A 15,945-nucleotide genomic window follows, 5' to 3' on the forward strand; every position below is an offset into this window, starting at 1 on the left:
GGCGAATGATCATTCGCCCCTTTTTTCATTCCGCCGCCACACCACTTCCCGACAGCGCCGGTAAAACCGGGTATAATTCCTGGCGTTGCTCAATCCCCAGAGCGGGGCCCGCAGCCACTCCGCTCCGAGAAAGGCGGCCGGTGCGCCATGCCCGAAAAGGACCTAAGCTTCACCGTCATGACCTACAACGTGCACCGGTTGACCGGCAACGACCGGCACACCTCGGCCTCGCGCATCGCGGAGGTGATCGAAACCTGCCAGCCCGACATCGTGGCGCTCCAGGAACTTCCCGGCGCGCGCTTTCGGCCCGAGATCGGGGGCGCCTGCCAGGACCTGGCGCATGAATTGGCGTTGGTGGTGAGAAGGGAAGTTCACTACCATCTGGAACGGGAACGGTGGGGCAACGTGGTCTTCAGCCGTTTCCCGATGCGGCTGGTCCGGGCAGGGGGGCTGCATCCGGAGAACCGCTACCGTACCATGGTGCCGCGGGGCGTGATGTGGGTGGAGATCGACCTGTACGGGCAGAAGCTGCAGTTCGTGAACACCCACCTGGGGCTCACCCCCCGGGAGCGCAGCTACCAGGCGAAGGTGCTCACCGGGGCCGAGTGGCTCGCGCACCCCGATTGTCGCCCCCCGGTGGTGTTGTGCGGCGACTTCAACGCCCTCCCCAGTTGGAGCATCCACAAGCGCCTCAGAAATGCGCTCCAGGACGAGCAGGAGCGGCTCAAGTTCGGGCACAACCAGTCCACCTTCCCGAGCAGCATGCCCATAGTCCGGTTCGACCACATCTTCATCTCGCCCGACCTCGCGGTCGAGAGCGAACTGATCCCGCGCACCAGGCTGACCGCCGTTGCGTCCGACCACTTGCCGCTCGTCGTAAAGCTGCGTCTGGCAGGCGTTGAGCCGCAGGCGGCGCTGGTCAGGTAGCAGCTGAAATCGCCAAAAATTCTAAAGTCGGCGGCCACCTCGTCCGAAGAGAAGGGAGAATCAAACAGATGCCCCGCAGCGGGGAAACGGAGAGATGCTATGAGCGAATACACGGAGATGCCGGACGATATGGAAGTACAGGAAGTTATCATCGAGCGCGTGCTGCAGAACACGGGCTCTTTGCTGGAAATCTGCCTGGTGAAGCACGGGCGCCAGTACGAGGCGGCGATCTTCGTGGAGAAGAAGTACAAGCCGGGACCGCCGCTGCCGCGCCCGCTGGAGGCCCCCTCCGGCCAGTTCAGCCACTGGATGGGGGTGCGCCCCAAGGTGGGGCTCTCCCAGGAGGAGGCAGACCAGATCTGCTACGAGGTGAATGGCCTGAACGCCTTGCACCGGATCCAGATGAAGGACAACTGGGGGAGCCTGTTGGACGCAGTCTGACCGCGCCTTCCTTCCCCGCCACATCGATACGAAGAAGGGCCGCTCCCGTCGGGGGGCGGCCCTTTTCCTTTTCCATTCACGATGGTCTTTCGTTCCCTCTCTACATCTCGACCCTGGTCAGAACCCCCTGCAGCTTGCTGGCGGGAAGCTGGTTGAACTGGACGAAGTTCGGGCTCAGCTTCTTGATGGCGTTGAACACCTTCCAGATCGGGTTGTTGGTGGTGATGTCCTCGACGCCGTAGAAGATGACCTTCTCGTGGATGTCGTTCTTCTTAAGGAGCGTCTCGATGTCGATCACCTCCATGTACCCGGCGAAGATCTCGAAGGAGTCCAGCCCGCTGCCCCGGTTCTCGGTCAGCTTGTAGGAGACCCCGAACGGCTCGTCGGTCCTGATGATGGAGATGAAGACGTTGCGCTCGTAGATGATGTTGCTGCGGATGATGCAGTGCACCACGTAGGGGGGCACCACCGCCCACTCGCGGGTGAAGAAGAGACCGGTCCCGGGGATGGTGCGCTGCTTGGCGAAGATCTGCTCGTAGGAGAGGAGGAAGGTCTCCACGTCCAGCGGCTTGAGGGCCCGGTACAGGGCGCGCTGTCCCTTGGTCCAGAGCAGGATGGTCAGGAAGGGGATCGAGGCCAGGATCAGTGACCAGTAGCCGCCGTGCGGCAGCTTGTTCAGGTTGGCGATCAGGAACACGAAGTCGACCACGGTCACGGCGATGGCGACGGGGACCTTCCACTTCTTGGTGGTGTTGGCGAAGATCATGGTCATCATGATGCCGGTGATGGTCATGCTGCCGGTGACAGCGAGGCCGTAGGCGGCGGCCAGGTTCTCGGACTTGCCGAAGAGCAGCATGATGAAGATGACCGCCACCATCAGGGTCCAGTTCACCGAGCCGATGTAGATCTGGGACTTCAGGTGGCTCGAGGTGTAGTCCACCTTCATGAGGGGCATGATCCTGGTGGTGATCCCCTGGTAGATGATCGAGAAGACGCCGCTGATCAGGGCCTGGGAGGCGATTACCGTAGCCAGGATGGTGAGCAGCAGGAAGGGGATGTACAGGTATGGGGCCTGCCCGTGGATCATGCCGAACAGGGTGTTCTTCTCGTGCTGGTGCTCCAGCAGGAAGGCTCCCTGCCCCAGGTAGTTGATCACCAGGGCGACGAAGACGAAGTACCATGCCCGCACGATCGGCTTTCTCCCCAGGTGCCCCATGTCGGCGTAGAGCGCCTCGCCCCCGGTGGCGCACAGGATCACCTCGGAGAGGACGAAGAAGGCGGACATGCCGTTGTCGAGGAAGAACTTGATGGCGTACCAGGGCGAAATCGACTTGAGGACTTCAGGGTGTCCCGAGATGGCGATCAGGCCGGACAGGGTAAGGGCCGAGAACCAGAGCACCATCAGGGGGCCGAAGGCGCCTGCCACCTTGTCGGTTCCCTTGGATTGGAAGATGAAGAGGATGATGGCTATGGTGGCGGCGATGGCGATCACGCCTGCCTGCGACAGGTTGGCCGTGGCCGGTATCAGCTCGAGACCTTCGACGGCGGAGAGTATGGAAATGGCCGGTGTGATGACGCCGTCCCCCAAGAGCAGGGATACCCCGATGAAGGAGAGGAGGCCGATGAATCCCATGGAGCGCCCCCCCTTGAGCAGGCGGACCAGGATCTCCTTCAAGACGATGGTCCCCCCTTCCCCCTTTCTGCCGAGGCTCATGGCAAGCCAGGCGTACTCGACGGTGACCAGGATGAACAGGGTCCACACGATCAACGACAGGATGCCGAAGATGTTGTCCGGTGTCGGTTTGGTGAGGGCGAAGATGACGGTAAGGGTATAGATGGGGCTCGTGCCGATGTCGCCGAAAACCAGGCCCATCGATTTCACAACCCCGCCCCAGTATGATTGTTCGTGTTTCATGGAGCAAGCCTCCGGTTGATATCAGCGCGCAACATATAGCACCGCTGTCAGTCGGTGACAAGAAAAACCGCGCAAACAGCCGGTATATCGACAGCCCGCCCCGCGTCGCCCACGTGCTGCCTCGCCGCGGGTAGCCCTTTTGGCAGCACTAAAGTCAGGGGGGCGTCTTGATCGGGTCGAACCGTTTCCCGGAAGGACCCGAGCCCGGCGCCGGCGTCCGTGTCGTGCCGGACGGGCGCGGCGGGGACGCCGGGAAGGGGGCTTCGCCATGCTTCATATACGCCATCGGCCTCGGGAATGTCCCTTCCGCTTCAGGAGGGGGGCGGCCAAGCGGGCGCCGCTCGCGCTGAGATCGTCGGAAATCCCTGTTTGCGCTTGACATTCTCCCCTATTGCTTGTAGCTTAAGTCGTTTCTCTCAAGGCTTGAACTGACAGCGCGGAGGCCGTTTACATGGATTACAAGGACACTCTCAATCTCCCCGACACCAAATTCCCGATGAAGGGGAATCTTCCCCAGCGCGAGCCCGAGATGCTCAAGCAGTGGGCCGAGGTTGACATACACAACAAGATCGAGGAGGCCGGCAAAGGCAAGCCGCGTTACGTGCTGCACGACGGCCCTCCCTACGCCAACGGGCACATCCATATCGGCCACGCACTGAACAAGATCCTCAAGGACATCGTGCTGAAGAGCAAGAGGATGGAGGGATTCGCCGCCCCCTACGTCCCGGGGTGGGACTGCCACGGTCTCCCCATCGAGCTGCAGGTGGAGAAGAACCTTGGCTCCAAGAAGCACGAGATCTCCAAGCTGGAGATGCGCAAGCTCTGCCGCGAGTACGCCGCCAAGTTCGTGGGGATCCAGCGCGCCGAGTTCGAGCGCCTCGGGATCTTCGGCGACTGGGACGAGCCGTACCTGACCATGAACGCGAGCTACGAGGGGGCCACCGCCCGCGAACTGGCCCGCTTCGCCGAGAACGGCGGCCTCTACAAGGGGAAGAAGCCGGTGCACTGGTGCTCCTCCTGCGGCACGGCGCTGGCCGAGGCCGAGGTCGAGTACGCCGACCACAAGTCCCCCTCCGTCTTCGTTAAATTCGCTCTGAAAGAGGACGCCGGGAGCGTGGCGCCCGAGCTTGCCGGCAAGAAGCCCTCCATGGTGATCTGGACCACCACCCCGTGGACCCTTCCCGCCAACCTCGCCATCGCGCTGCACCCGGAGCTCGACTACGTGGCGCTTGCGCTGAACAGCGGCGACGTGGTCATCGTGGCCGACGGCCTGAAGGAGAGCTTCCTCAAGGAGATCGGCGCGGAAGGGGAGGTGCTGGCCAAGTTCCCCTCCAAGCTGCTGGAGAAGAAGCTGGCCCGCCACCCGTTCTACGACCAGGATTCCGTCATCCTCCTGGGCGAGCACGTAACCCTGGAAGCCGGTACCGGCTGCGTTCACACCGCACCCGGCCACGGCCAGGAGGACTACGAGCTGGGGCTGCAGGAAGGTCTCGACATCTACAACCCGGTCGACAACCGTGGCCGCTTCTACGAGAACATCGAGTTCTTCGGCGGGCAGTTCGTCTTCGACGCCAACAAGAACGTGATCGAGAAGCTGACCGAGGTGGGCGCCCTGTTGGGTTCCAAGGAGATCTCGCACTCCTACCCGCACTGCTGGCGCTGCAAGAAGCCGGTCATCTTCCGCGCCACCGAGCAATGGTTCATCTCCATGGAGAAGAACGACCTGCGCGGCAAGGCCCTCTCCGAGATCAACAACGTGAACTGGATCCCGAAGTGGGGTCGCGAGCGCATCTACGGCATGATCGAGAACCGTCCCGACTGGTGCGTTTCCCGCCAGCGCTCCTGGGGCGTCCCCATCGCCGCCTTCTACTGCAAGAGCTGCGGCCACGTCATGGCCGACGGCAAGATCATGCACCAGGTGGCCGACCTCTTCGCCGAGCACACCTCCGACATCTGGTACGACTGGGATGCCGCGAAGTTCCTGCCGGAAGGGACCTCCTGCCCCTCCTGCGGCAAGAACGAGTTCGAGAAGGAAGGCGACATCCTCGACGTCTGGTTCGACTCCGGCACCTCGCATGCCGCCGTGCTCGAGCTGCGCGACAACCTGGGCTCGCCGGCCGACATGTACCTGGAAGGGAGCGACCAGCACCGCGGCTGGTTCCACTCGTCGCTTCTGGCCAGCGTCGGCACCCGCGGCCGCGCCCCCTACAAGAACGTGCTCACCCACGGCTTCGTCATGGACGGCGCCGGCAGGAAGATGAGCAAGTCCGTGGGCAACGTCGTGGCACCCGAGGACGTCATCAAGAAGTTCGGCGCCGACGTGCTCCGCCTGTGGGTCGCGGCGCAGGACTACCGCGACGACCTGCGCATCTCCCAGGAGATCCTGACCCGGCTCTCCGAGAGCTACCGCCGCATCAGGAACACCTGCCGCTACATCCTGGGCAACATCCACGACTTCAACCCCGACACCGACTGCGTCCCCTTCGCGGAGATGCCGGAGCTGGACCGCTGGGCCATGCACCAGCTGGAGCTTTTGAAGGAGAAGGTGCTCGCCTCCTACACCGACAGCGAGTTCCACATCCTCTACCACGCCGTGAACGGCTTCTGCACCGTCGAGATGAGCGCATTCTACCTCGACATCCTGAAGGACCGCGTCTATACCTCGAAAAAGGATTCGCAGGCCAGGAGGAGCGGCCAGACCGTCATGTACAAGGTGCTCGACGCGCTGGTGCGCATGGTGGCGCCGGTACTCTCCTTCACCGCGGAGGAAGTCTGGGCGGAGATGCCCGGCACCCGCGAAGCGAGCGTACACCTGGCGCTCTTCCCGGCGCTCACCCCCGAGGTGAAGGACGAGGCGCTGGCAGGCCGCTGGGAGAAGATCATCAAGATCCGCTCCGAGGTTTCCAAGGCGCTCGAACTGGCCCGCGTCAAGAAGGTGATCGGGCATTCCCTGGATGCCGCCGTCGCCATCAAGGCTACCGGCGACACCGAGGCGCTCCTGAAGGAATGCGCGGACCAGCTTGCCGAGATCTTCATCGTCTCCAAGGCTGGGCTTGCCGGTGAAGTCTCCGGCGAGGTCTACGTCGCGGAAGGGATCGAAGGGCTGGAGGTGGGCGTGAGCGCGGCTCCCGGCGAGAAGTGCGAGCGCTGCTGGTGCTACAGCGAGGAGCTCGGCAAGGACGCCGAGCACGCGGGCATCTGCCCGAAATGCCTTGCGGCGGTGAAATAAGAGGCGGTCACCAAACCGGAATGTCCATGCCCCCTCCCGCCGGGAGAGGGTGCCCGTAGGGCGGGTGAGGGGTGTGCCCGTGGCGTTACCCTCACCCTAGCCCTCTCCCGGAGGGAGAGGGAACCTTGGACCACGTTCTAAAGGATCCTATGAAACCAAAATACATCATCCTCGCGGCGGTCTCGGCGCTGGTGCTGGTCCTCGACCAGTGGAGCAAGCTCTACATCGACAAGAGCATGACCCTGCACAGCTCCTATCCCGTCATCGAGGGGTTCTTCAACATCACCTATCTGCGCAACAAGGGGGCCGCGTTCGGGATATTGGCCTCTTCGAGCTACCGGCTCCCCTTCTTCCTGCTGGTTTCGAGCATCGCGGTCATCGTGATCCTGGTGGCGGTCAGCAAGGTGCGGGACGACCAGACCTGGAACGTCGCCTCCCTGTCGCTGATCTTCTCAGGCGCCCTGGGCAACATGATCGACCGCGTCCGCCTGGGCGAGGTCATCGACTTCCTGGACGTGCAATGGAAAGGGCACCACTGGCCCGCCTTCAACATCGCCGACTCCGCCATCTGCGTCGGCGTCTTCATCCTGGCCGTCGAGATGCTGCTCGAGGAGCGCAGGGAAAAGAAGACGCCACCCACCTCGGACGCATCCTGACGGTCCTTTCCGGATTTCCTTTCACCTCGGGCGCTGGGGCCCACCGTATAGGTGCGGCCTCGGCGGCCTGTAGGGGCGAATAAATATTCGCCCGGCACAGCCGGTCCGAGGCACCTGCGCCGCGCGCAAGCCTCCCGCTGGCGCACCAACAGGGGCGACTGGTTATTCGCCCCTACGCATTTTCATTCCCAGGGGAGCGATGCTTCACCCTTCCTCGCCTTTCTCCTCCAAAAGCCGCGTGAACAGCTCCCTGATCTCGTTGGGCAGGCGCCGCGCCTTCATCTCCGGGCTCACGCACGCCAGCGTCACCTTCGCCTCCACCAGCAACTTGTCGTCTTCCTTCCTGACCACCTGTTGCGCCACGGTGAACGAGCTGTTCTTCAGCGTGGCAATCTGCGTGCGCACCACCAGGAGGTCGTCCAACCTGGCCGGCGCCCTGAAATTCGCCTCGATGGAGACCACCGGGAAGATGATGCCGAGGTCGTGCATCTCGCGCACCGACAGCCCGTGTCCCCTGAGGAATTCCGTCCTCGCCCTCTCCATGTAGCTTATGTAGTTGGAGTGGTACACCACCCCCCCCGCGTCGGTGTCCTCGTAGTAGATCCGTACTTCCATGCAGCCTCCTATAAAAAAAGATCCCCGGGGGATCTGTCCATGTAGCCCTCGCCCTGCGGGAGAGGGCGGCCGCAGGGCGGGTGAGGGAGGTCTTGATGCCAACGCCCTCACCCCTGCCCCTCTCCCGGAGGGCGAGGGGGGATTCCTCGTCTTTACTGTAGGGGCGAATAACCATTCGCCCGGTTTTGGTAGTGCCGCGCCGGTGCCTGGCGTTCAACAGCTGCAGAGATGAGGGGCGGGGCTGGGCGAATGATTATTCGCCCCTACGCGTTGTCAACCGGCTCGGCGCTGGCGGATTCGGAAGGCGCCTGCACCTGCGTCTCGTCTCCCAGGATCCTGCCGTACACCTCGCGCACCGCCTCGGTGACCCGCTCGTAATCGGCCATGAGCGCCTGCCCCGGGTTCTTCAGCATCGGGTCGTAGCCGAGCCGTCGCGCCAGCTTGTTCAGGTACTTGAGCGGCCCCCCCAGGTCGTTCATCGAGTAGTCGTGGATGATCCTCAGCCGGTTCTCCAGGCGGCGCAGGAAGCGGTAACCTTCCGCCAGGGACTGGAAATCGGGCTCGGAAATGTGGCCGAGCATGCGCATGGCGTCCATTGCTTCCAGGGTGTTGGAGCCGCGGATCTCGCGGTGCTCGCAGCCGTACCTGAGCTGCAGGAACTGGATGATGAACTCGACGTCGACCATGCCGCCGCGACCGGTCTTGATGTTGTAGCTCCCGGTCGACTCCTTGGCGAGCTCGTTCTCCATGCGCATCCTGAGGCGGTGGATCTCCTTGCGCACCGAGTCGTCGGCGCTGGAGCCGTACACCGTCTGCTCGATGACCTTTTCCACCTTTTCCTTCAGACGGGGGTCGCCGTAGGTGACCCGCGCCTTGGTGAGCGCCTGGCGCTCCCAGATCTGCGCCTCGGTGGCGTGGTAGCTCTGGAAGGATTCCAGCGAGGTGACCAGGGGGCCGGCGTTCCCCGAGGGACGCAGCCTGGTGTCGATCTTGTAGGCGTACCCTTCGCGCGTCTGGGTGGTCAGCACCAGGATGATCTTCTGCCCGAGCTTGGCGAAATACTCGCGGTTGGTGATGCTCTTCTCGCCGTCGGTGAACCCCTGCCCGTCGTAGATGTAGATGACGTCCAGGTCGGAGTGGTAGTTAAGCTCGAAGCCTCCCAGTTTCCCCATGGCCACGATGGCGAAGGCCGCCTCGTGCCTGGTGCCGTCTTCGTTGACCACCATGGGGCGTCCGAAGCGGGCCAGCTCTCCGGTCGCTATGCAGCAGGCCGCGGCGAGGGTCACGTCGGCCAGATCGGTCAACTGCTGGGCCACCTCGGGCTGCTTCATCTTGCCGTAGATGTCGTTCATGCCGATGCGCAGGAACTCCTCGTGGCGGTAGCTCCGCATCGCGTCCAGCTGCTCTTCGAAGCAGTCGGCCTGGGTGATGAAGTCGTCCAGTTCCTTGGCCATGGCGGCGCGCTCTTTCTGCAGGTAGGCATAGCCGCGCGTGGTCATGCTGTCCAAGAGTTCCGGGTGACCGATGAAGATCTTGGAGAGGAACTCGGACATGCCGAACATCGAGGTGAGGAGCTTCAGGATGTCCCGGTTCTCGGCCAGGAGGGCGTAGATGGAGGAGCGGGTTCTCTGCGAGGAGAGGAACCGCTCCAGGTTGGCCAGCGCGAGGTCCGGGTCGGGGGAGCTGAACACCTCCTGCAGGAACAGCGGGGCGATCTTCTCCAGGGTGCGCCTTCCCTGTTCGGTCAGGTTCGCCTTGGCGGGGCCGTCGCGCAGCACCAGGAGGTTCTGGTAGGCGGCGTCGGGGTGCTCGAAGTGACGCTCCTCGAGCATGTCCTTGATGAGGTCCGGGTCGGCGTTGTGGTCGAAGAAGAAGTGTACCTCGGGGAGTACCTCCTCCTTGATCTTCTCGTCGCGCGACAGGAACAAATCCCCGTAGATGGCGGAGACGGCGCGCCGGTGCCCCTCCAGGGTTTCCCGGAACCTGTCCATCCCGTCCTTCCTGAGGTAGCCGCAGCGCCGTGCCAGCGCGCGCAGTTCCTCATCCTTTCGGGGTAGGGCGTGGGTCTGCCGCTCCTGGACCACCTGGATCCGGTGCTCGACGGTGCGCAGGAAGCGGTAGGCGTCGGAAAGGGCGGTGCAGTCGGCTTCCTTGATGATGCGCGCCTGGTAGAGGGTCTGCAGGGCCCTCAGGGAATTGCGCTCGCGCAGGTGCGGGTTCTTGCCGGCGTAGACCAGCTGCAGCGCCTGGATGAAGAACTCGATCTCACGGATGCCGCCCCGCCCGAGCTTGATGTTGACCTCCCCCTCCTGGTTCCTGGCCAGGGAGGCGTCGATCTTCTTCTTCATCGCCATCATGTCCTCGATCAGGTTGTAATCGAGATAGCGGCGGTAGATGAACGGGGTGAGCGCCGCGAGGATCCTCTCCCCCAGCTCGATGGAACCGGCGACGGGGCGCGCCTTCATCATGGCGGCGCGCTCCCAGGACTGTCCCCACGCCTCGTAGTAGACCTCGGCGGAGCGCATGGAGCTGGCGAGGTCCCCCGCCTTGCCGTCGGGCCTAAGCCCCATGTCGACCCGGAACACGAAACCGTCCTCGGTAACCTGGGAGATCGCGCGGCTCACCATTTCGGCCAGCTTGACGAAGAAGGTGTGCAGCGAGAGCTTGCCCTTGAACCCGCCCCGGCCGTCGGGGATGCCCGTGCACTCCCCCTTGTCGGAGGAGTAGAAGTAGATCAGGTCGATGTCGGAGGAGAAATTGAGCTCCCTGCCGCCGAACTTGCCCATGCCGATGATGGTGAATTCCGCCGGGATCCGTCCGTCAGGGCTGTCCTCCATCGGCGTGCCGTGTTCCTGCACCAGTTGGGCAAAGGCGGCCTCGTAGGCGAGCTGCAGCGTGGCCGCAGCGAGCGAGGACAGTTCGCCGGTCACCTCCTCGAGCGTGGCCAGGCCGTTCAGGTCGCGTGCGGCGATGCGGAGCATCTCGGCGTACTTGAAGCGGCGCAGGTGGGGGAAGAGGTCGGCGTAGCAGGTTCCCTGCGGGACGCGCTCGCGCAGGGCCTGCAGCATCTCGTCCTCGCTGCGGCGCCGCATGATATCGCGCTCGATGAAGAGGTGCTGCAGGTAGGAAGGATCACGGCAGATGATGTTGGTGAGAAACGGGGAGGAGCCGCAGATGTTCATCAACTGGGCGGTGAGCGCGCGGCGGGAGCAGATCTCCAGCAGGACCTCGCGCGGCACCACGGTGCTGATGCGCTCGAAGCCGTTCAGCGCCATGTCGGGGAGCGGGGTGGCGAGTGCGGAGAGCGCCAGTTCGACCAGGCGCTCGCCGGGCAGCACCTCGGAGAGGAGCCTCAGGTTTTCCACCGACCGCGCGCCATAGCTGAACCCGACCTGTTCCAACTGGTGGGACAAGTCCCCTTTGTCCGGCTCCGAAAGCGCGGACAGAAGCAGCGCGGCCAGGTCGGAAAGGCGGCTCATAGCCCGACCAGTGCCTTCAGCTCCGTCTCGTAGTCGCCGCGCACCACCCCTTTTTCGGTGATGATGCCGGTGATGTAGCGGGCGGGGGTGACGTCGAAGGCGGGGTTTCTGACCTTGACGCCTTCGGGTGCGATGGTGACCCCCTGCACCTTGGTGACCTCCTCGGAACTCCGCTCCTCGATGGGGATCAGGTCGCCGTTGGCGAGCTTCAGGTCGAGGGTGGATATCGGCGCGGCCACGTAGAACGGGATCCGGTTCTCCTTGGCGAGAACGGCGACGCTGTAGGTCCCGATCTTGTTGGCGGTGTCGCCGTTGGCGGCGATGCGGTCGGCGCCGACCACGCAGAAGTCGATCTGTCCGCTCTTCATAAGCCAGCCGGCCATGTTGTCGGAGATGAGGGTCACCGGGATGGAGTCCTTCATCAGTTCCCAGGCGGTGAGGCGTGCGCCCTGGAGCCAGGGGCGGGTCTCGTCGGCAAAGACGTGGATGTTCTTGCCCGCCTCGTGGGCGCCGCGGATCACGCCGAGCGCGGTGCCGTAGCCGGCTGTGGCCAGGCCTCCCGCGTTGCAGTGGGTGAGGATGGCAGCTCCCTCCTTGACCAGGGCGGCACCGTGGCGGCCGATCTCCTTGCAGATGGCGAGGTCTTCCGCCTCGATGCTGATCGCCTCGGCCTTCAGGATCTCGCGGATGGAGTTGAGGTCGAGTTCCTTGTGCTGCAGCGCGACCCGTTTCATCCGCTCCAGCCCCCAGAACAGGTTGACCGCCGTGGGGCGGGTGCGCCCCAGGACCTCGCAGACGTTCTCGAGTTGGCGGTAGAAGGTGTCGAAGCTGTCCGCGATGATCTCGCGAGCGCCGAGCGCCACCCCCATGGCGGCGGCGATGCCGATGGCCGGGGCGCCGCGGACCACCATGCCGCGGATCGCCTCGGCGACCCCCTGGAAGTCCGTGTACTCGTTGTAGACCTCCTCGGCGGGGAGCCGGGTCTGGTCTATCATGATCACCTTGTTGTCGCGCCACTCTATGGTTCTGAAGGACATATCCACCTCGTTTGACTGCTAACTTCAAAAAAACCGAACTTCTGTAACGCAAAGACGCGGAGCCGCAAAGTCGCAAAGGGGAATCTGGGGGGAAAACCCTCGATTCGTTTTTCTTGGCGCCTTAGCGCCTTTGCGACTTTGCGTTGAGCCTCTGGCTTTTGCCTTTCTTTCCTACCCCTGGAGCTTTTTCAGGAGCAGCTCGTTCACCACGGCGGGGTTGGCCTTGCCTTTGGAGGCGCGCATTACCTGGCCGACGAAGAAGCCGAAGACGGTTTCCTTGCCGCCCCGGTACTGTTCGACCTGCGCCGGGTTGTTGTTCAGCACTTCGTCAACCATCGCCTCGATGGCGCCGGTATCGGAAACCTGCACGAGCCCCTTCTCCTCGACGATCTTCTCCGGCGCCTTGCCGGACTTGTACATCTCGTCGAAGACGGTCTTGGCGATCTTGCCGGAGATGGTCCCTTTCTCCATCAGCTTCAGGAGGTCGGCCAAAAGCGCCGGGGTGACCGGGCAATCGGTTATGGAGCGGTTGTTGTCCTCGTTGAGCGCGCGGGAGACCTCGCCCATGACCCAGTTGGATACCGTCTTCGCCTGCGGGAAGAGGGCGACGGTCTCCTCGTAGTAGGCGGCCAGTTCGCGGCTCGACACCAGCACCTCGGCGTCGTACTCGGGAAGGCCCAGCTCGGCGACGTAGCGGGCGCGCTTCGCCTCCGGGAGCTCCGGCAGCGTGGCGCGCACGTCCTCGATCCACTGGTCCGGGATCAGGACCGGAACCAGGTCCGGGTCCGGGAAGTAGCGGTAGTCGTGCGCCTCTTCCTTGCCGCGCATGGAGCGGGTGGTGCCGGTGTTCGGGTCGAAGAGGCGGGTTTCCTGGATCACCTTGCCGCCGTCGTCGAGGATCTCGGCCTGGCGCTCGATCTCGTATTCGATGGCCTGCTTGATGAACTTGAAGGAGTTGATGTTCTTCAGCTCGGCGCGGGTGCCGAAGACGGTCGAGCCGACCGGCATCAGCGAGACGTTGGCGTCGCAACGGAAGCTCCCTTCCTCCAGGTTGCCGTCGCAGATGCCCAGGTACATGACGATCTGGTGCAGCTTCTTGAGATACGCGATCGCCTCGTCGGGGGAGCGCATGTCCGGCTCGGAGACGATCTCCAGAAGCGGCGTGCAGGCGCGGTTCAGGTCGACGCAGGAATCGTCAACCCCGGGGATGTCGGCGTGCACCAGCTTGCCGGCGTCCTCCTCCATGTGGATGCGGGTGATGCCGATCCGCTTCCTTTCGCCATCTACCTCGATGTCCAGGTGCCCGTGCTGGCAGATGGGGAGGTCGAACTGGCTGATCTGGTACCCCTTGGGGAGGTCGGGGTAGAAGTAGTTCTTGCGGGCGAACACGTTTCTCTGCGTGATAGAGCAGTTGGTGGCGAGTCCGGCGAGGATGGCGTTTTCCACCACCTGCTTGTTGAGCACCGGCAGGGCGCCCGGGAAGCCGAGGCAAACCGGGCAGGTCTGGGAGTTCGGCTCGGCGCCGAAGCGGGTCGAGCAGCCGCAGAAGATCTTGGTGTTGGTGGTGAGCTGGGTGTGTACCTCAAGCCCGATGACAACCTGATATTTCATATGAGCTCCAAAAAACCGAAAGGCTGTAAACCGTTAGCCACGGAGAAAATCTGAGGAAATCTGAGAAAACCAAACACAAAGCTTTCGGGGTTACCCCAAAGCCTTCACAGTCTTCTGGTCACGGTTTGCTCCGAAGTTCTCAGATTTTCTCCGTGGCCAATGGTTTTAGGTTTTACAGCGGCGCCTTCTTCAGGTGCCACTGGGTCTCCCTCTCGAACGCGTAAGCGGTGGAGAGGATGGTCGCTTCACCGAAGGGCTTGCCGATCAGCTGCAGGCCGATGGGAAGACCGGCGGCGCTGAAGCCGGCGGGGATGCTGATGCCGCAGGTACCGGCCAGGTTCACCGGAATGGTGAAGATGTCGGAGAGGTACATCTGCAGCGGGTCGGCCAGCTTCTCCCCGATCTTGAAGGGAGGCGTCGGCGCGATCGGGGTGAGCAGCACGTCCACCTCCTGGAATGCGTTCAGGAAGTCCTGCATGATCAGGGTCCTGACCTTCTGGGCCTTGACGTAGTAGGCGTCGTAGTAACCGGAGGAGAGGGCGTAGGTCCCCAGCATGATCCTTCTCTTCACCTCGGAGCCGAACCCCTCGGCGCGGGTCTTGGCGAACATCTCCTTGAGGCCCCGGACATCCTCGGCGCGGTGCCCGAAGCGGACCCCGTCGTAGCGCGCCAGGTTGGAGCTCGCCTCGGCGGTGGCGATCAGGTAGTAGGTGGCCACGGCGTACTCGGTATGCGGCAGGCTCACCTCGCGCAGCTCGGCGCCCAGGCTTTTATACAGGGCGATGGCCTCGTCCATGGCGCGTTTCACGTCCGGGTCCAGCCCCTCGATGAAGTACTGCTTGGGGAGACCGATCTTCAACCCCTTGACGCCGGTTGCGAGGCCGGCGACGTAATCGGGGACCGGGGTGTTGACCGAGGTGGAGTCCTTGGGGTCGTAGCCGGCAACGGCCCCCAGGAGGAGCGCCGCGTCGGTGACGTCGCGGGTGAGCGGCCCGACCTGGTCCAGGGAGGAGGCGTAGGCGATCACGCCGTAGCGGGAAACCCGGCCGTAGGTGGGCTTGAGCCCGACGCAGGAGCAGTGGGAGGCCGGCTGGCGGATGGAACCGCCGGTGTCGGTGCCGAGGGTCGCCGTCGCGGTGCGCGCGGCGATGGCGGCGGCCGAACCGCCGGAGGAGCCCCCCGGGGTGCACTCCAGGTTCCAGGGGTTCTTCACCGGGCCGAAGTAGGAGGACTCGTTGGAGCTCCCCATGGCGAACTCGTCCTGGTTCAGCTTGCCCACGATGACCGCGCCCTGTTCCTTAAGCTTCGCGACCGCGGTGCCATCGTAGGGGGGGACGAAGTTTTCCAGGATGCGGGAGCCGCAGGTGGTGCGGATCCCCTTGGTGATGAAGATGTCCTTCAGGCCGACGGGGATGCCGGTAAGGGGTGCCACGTCGCCGGCGGCGATGCGCCGGTCGGCCGCTTCCGCCTCGACGAGCGCCTGCTCCGGCGTCACCGTGATGTAGGCGTTCACCTGGCCGTCCACCGCCTCGATGCGCTCCAGCATGGCGCGGGTCGCCTCGACGGAGGAGACCTCCTTCGCCTTAAGCTTCTCGTGCAGCTCATGTATGGTAAGGTCGAAAATTTCCATTGCAAAACACTCCGATCTTGTAGTGTCAGACCAGTCAGAATAGTCGGACCAGTCAGACGTCCGACTATTCAATGACCTTGGGCACCCTGAAGAAGCTCTCCGCGCGCTGCGGCGCGTTGGCGAGGGCGGCTTCCACGCCGATCGAGTCGGCGGGCTGGTCGGGGCGGAAGGCGTTCTCCATCGGCACCGCGTGCGAGGTCGGTACGATGCCGTCGGTATCCAGTGCGTTCAGCTTTTCCACGTAGGCAAGGATGCCGTCCATCTGTCCGGTGAAGGTGTCCAGCTCGCTGTCGGAAAGCTCCAGTCGGGCAAGCCTTGCTACGTGCTCCACCTCACTTCTCGTGATCTTCATACCTGCTCCAAATGCGCCCCTGACGGGGCGTCCTGACGTTAAAAGTGTCCCCG

The 15,945-nt window shown here is 63.6% G+C and carries 11 protein-coding genes; 4 read left to right on the forward strand and 7 right to left on the reverse strand.

Translation table 11 applies throughout. The features are described 5' to 3' along the window. Window positions 1–147: 147 nt before the first annotated feature. Together KOM00_RS03680 and KOM00_RS03685 are read left to right on the forward strand one after the other, a co-directional pair. Window positions 148–927, forward strand: coding sequence for an endonuclease/exonuclease/phosphatase family protein (locus tag KOM00_RS03680; RefSeq protein ID WP_216497487.1), 780 nt, complete (start codon window positions 148–150; stop codon window positions 925–927). A gap of 99 nt (window positions 928–1,026) precedes the next feature. After that, the gene (locus KOM00_RS03685; protein WP_216497488.1) at window positions 1,027–1,368 is read left to right on the forward strand and encodes a hypothetical protein; all 342 of its coding nucleotides are present in this window, start codon (window positions 1,027–1,029) and stop codon (window positions 1,366–1,368) included. 100 nt (window positions 1,369–1,468) lie between these two features. Here KOM00_RS03685 and KOM00_RS03690 read toward each other — a convergent pair whose 3' ends face one another. Continuing rightward, entirely contained in the window at window positions 1,469–3,283 is a 1,815-nt protein-coding gene (locus tag KOM00_RS03690) for a KUP/HAK/KT family potassium transporter (RefSeq protein ID WP_216497489.1), read from the reverse strand. Between the two features lie 451 nt (window positions 3,284–3,734). Between KOM00_RS03690 and ileS the strand changes: the two genes are divergently transcribed. Next, the gene (gene ileS, locus KOM00_RS03695) at window positions 3,735–6,512 is read left to right on the forward strand and encodes an isoleucine--tRNA ligase (protein ID WP_216497490.1); all 2,778 of its coding nucleotides are present in this window, start codon (window positions 3,735–3,737) and stop codon (window positions 6,510–6,512) included. 149 nt (window positions 6,513–6,661) lie between these two features. Then, window positions 6,662–7,168, forward strand: coding sequence for a signal peptidase II (gene lspA / locus KOM00_RS03700; protein WP_216497491.1), 507 nt, complete (start codon window positions 6,662–6,664; stop codon window positions 7,166–7,168). Between the two features lie 204 nt (window positions 7,169–7,372). On the opposite strand, the gene ybgC is transcribed toward lspA, so the two are convergent. The 6 genes from ybgC to gatC form a co-directional block, all read right to left on the reverse strand. Beyond that, window positions 7,373–7,783, reverse strand: a complete 411-nt coding sequence (gene ybgC / locus KOM00_RS03705; protein WP_216497492.1) for a tol-pal system-associated acyl-CoA thioesterase — start codon at window positions 7,781–7,783, stop codon at window positions 7,373–7,375. 263 nt (window positions 7,784–8,046) lie between these two features. After that, window positions 8,047–11,262: a bifunctional [glutamate--ammonia ligase]-adenylyl-L-tyrosine phosphorylase/[glutamate--ammonia-ligase] adenylyltransferase gene (gene glnE, locus KOM00_RS03710; protein ID WP_236026736.1), complete on the reverse strand. Its 3,216-nt coding sequence runs from the start codon at window positions 11,260–11,262 to the stop codon at window positions 8,047–8,049. Then, the gene (mtnA, locus tag KOM00_RS03715) at window positions 11,259–12,299 is read right to left on the reverse strand and encodes an S-methyl-5-thioribose-1-phosphate isomerase (RefSeq protein WP_216497493.1); all 1,041 of its coding nucleotides are present in this window, start codon (window positions 12,297–12,299) and stop codon (window positions 11,259–11,261) included. Before mtnA ends, glnE begins: the two co-directional genes overlap by 4 nt. Before the next feature lie 171 nt (window positions 12,300–12,470). Beyond that, window positions 12,471–13,910: an Asp-tRNA(Asn)/Glu-tRNA(Gln) amidotransferase subunit GatB gene (gene gatB, locus KOM00_RS03720; protein ID WP_216497494.1), complete on the reverse strand. Its 1,440-nt coding sequence runs from the start codon at window positions 13,908–13,910 to the stop codon at window positions 12,471–12,473. Between the two features lie 172 nt (window positions 13,911–14,082). Then, a complete protein-coding gene (gatA, locus tag KOM00_RS03725; RefSeq protein WP_216497495.1) occupies window positions 14,083–15,540 on the reverse strand; it encodes an Asp-tRNA(Asn)/Glu-tRNA(Gln) amidotransferase subunit GatA in 1,458 nt (485 codons plus the stop codon). A gap of 64 nt (window positions 15,541–15,604) precedes the next feature. Then, window positions 15,605–15,892: an Asp-tRNA(Asn)/Glu-tRNA(Gln) amidotransferase subunit GatC gene (gene gatC, locus KOM00_RS03730; protein WP_216497496.1), complete on the reverse strand. Its 288-nt coding sequence runs from the start codon at window positions 15,890–15,892 to the stop codon at window positions 15,605–15,607. Window positions 15,893–15,945 lie beyond the last annotated feature (53 nt).

Origin of the sequence: Geomonas diazotrophica, assembly GCF_018919385.1 — a bacterium.
Classification (GTDB): domain Bacteria; phylum Desulfobacterota; class Desulfuromonadia; order Geobacterales; family Geobacteraceae; genus Geomonas; species Geomonas diazotrophica.

Excerpts from the sequence above, each read along its gene's own strand:
- KOM00_RS03680 (WP_216497487.1), top strand. The coding sequence starts at position 148 with ATGCCCGAAAAGGACCTAAGCTTCACCGTCATGACCTACAACGTGCAC.
- KOM00_RS03685 (WP_216497488.1), top strand. The coding sequence starts at position 1,027 with ATGAGCGAATACACGGAGATGCCGGACGATATGGAAGTACAGGAAGTT.
- KOM00_RS03690 (WP_216497489.1), bottom strand. The coding sequence starts at position 3,283 with ATGAAACACGAACAATCATACTGGGGCGGGGTTGTGAAATCGATGGGC.
- ileS (WP_216497490.1), top strand. The coding sequence starts at position 3,735 with ATGGATTACAAGGACACTCTCAATCTCCCCGACACCAAATTCCCGATG.
- lspA (WP_216497491.1), top strand. The coding sequence starts at position 6,662 with ATGAAACCAAAATACATCATCCTCGCGGCGGTCTCGGCGCTGGTGCTG.
- ybgC (WP_216497492.1), bottom strand. The coding sequence starts at position 7,783 with ATGGAAGTACGGATCTACTACGAGGACACCGACGCGGGGGGGGTGGTG.
- glnE (WP_236026736.1), bottom strand. The coding sequence starts at position 11,262 with ATGAGCCGCCTTTCCGACCTGGCCGCGCTGCTTCTGTCCGCGCTTTCG.
- mtnA (WP_216497493.1), bottom strand. The coding sequence starts at position 12,299 with ATGTCCTTCAGAACCATAGAGTGGCGCGACAACAAGGTGATCATGATA.
- gatB (WP_216497494.1), bottom strand. The coding sequence starts at position 13,910 with ATGAAATATCAGGTTGTCATCGGGCTTGAGGTACACACCCAGCTCACC.
- gatA (WP_216497495.1), bottom strand. The coding sequence starts at position 15,540 with ATGGAAATTTTCGACCTTACCATACATGAGCTGCACGAGAAGCTTAAG.
- gatC (WP_216497496.1), bottom strand. The coding sequence starts at position 15,892 with ATGAAGATCACGAGAAGTGAGGTGGAGCACGTAGCAAGGCTTGCCCGA.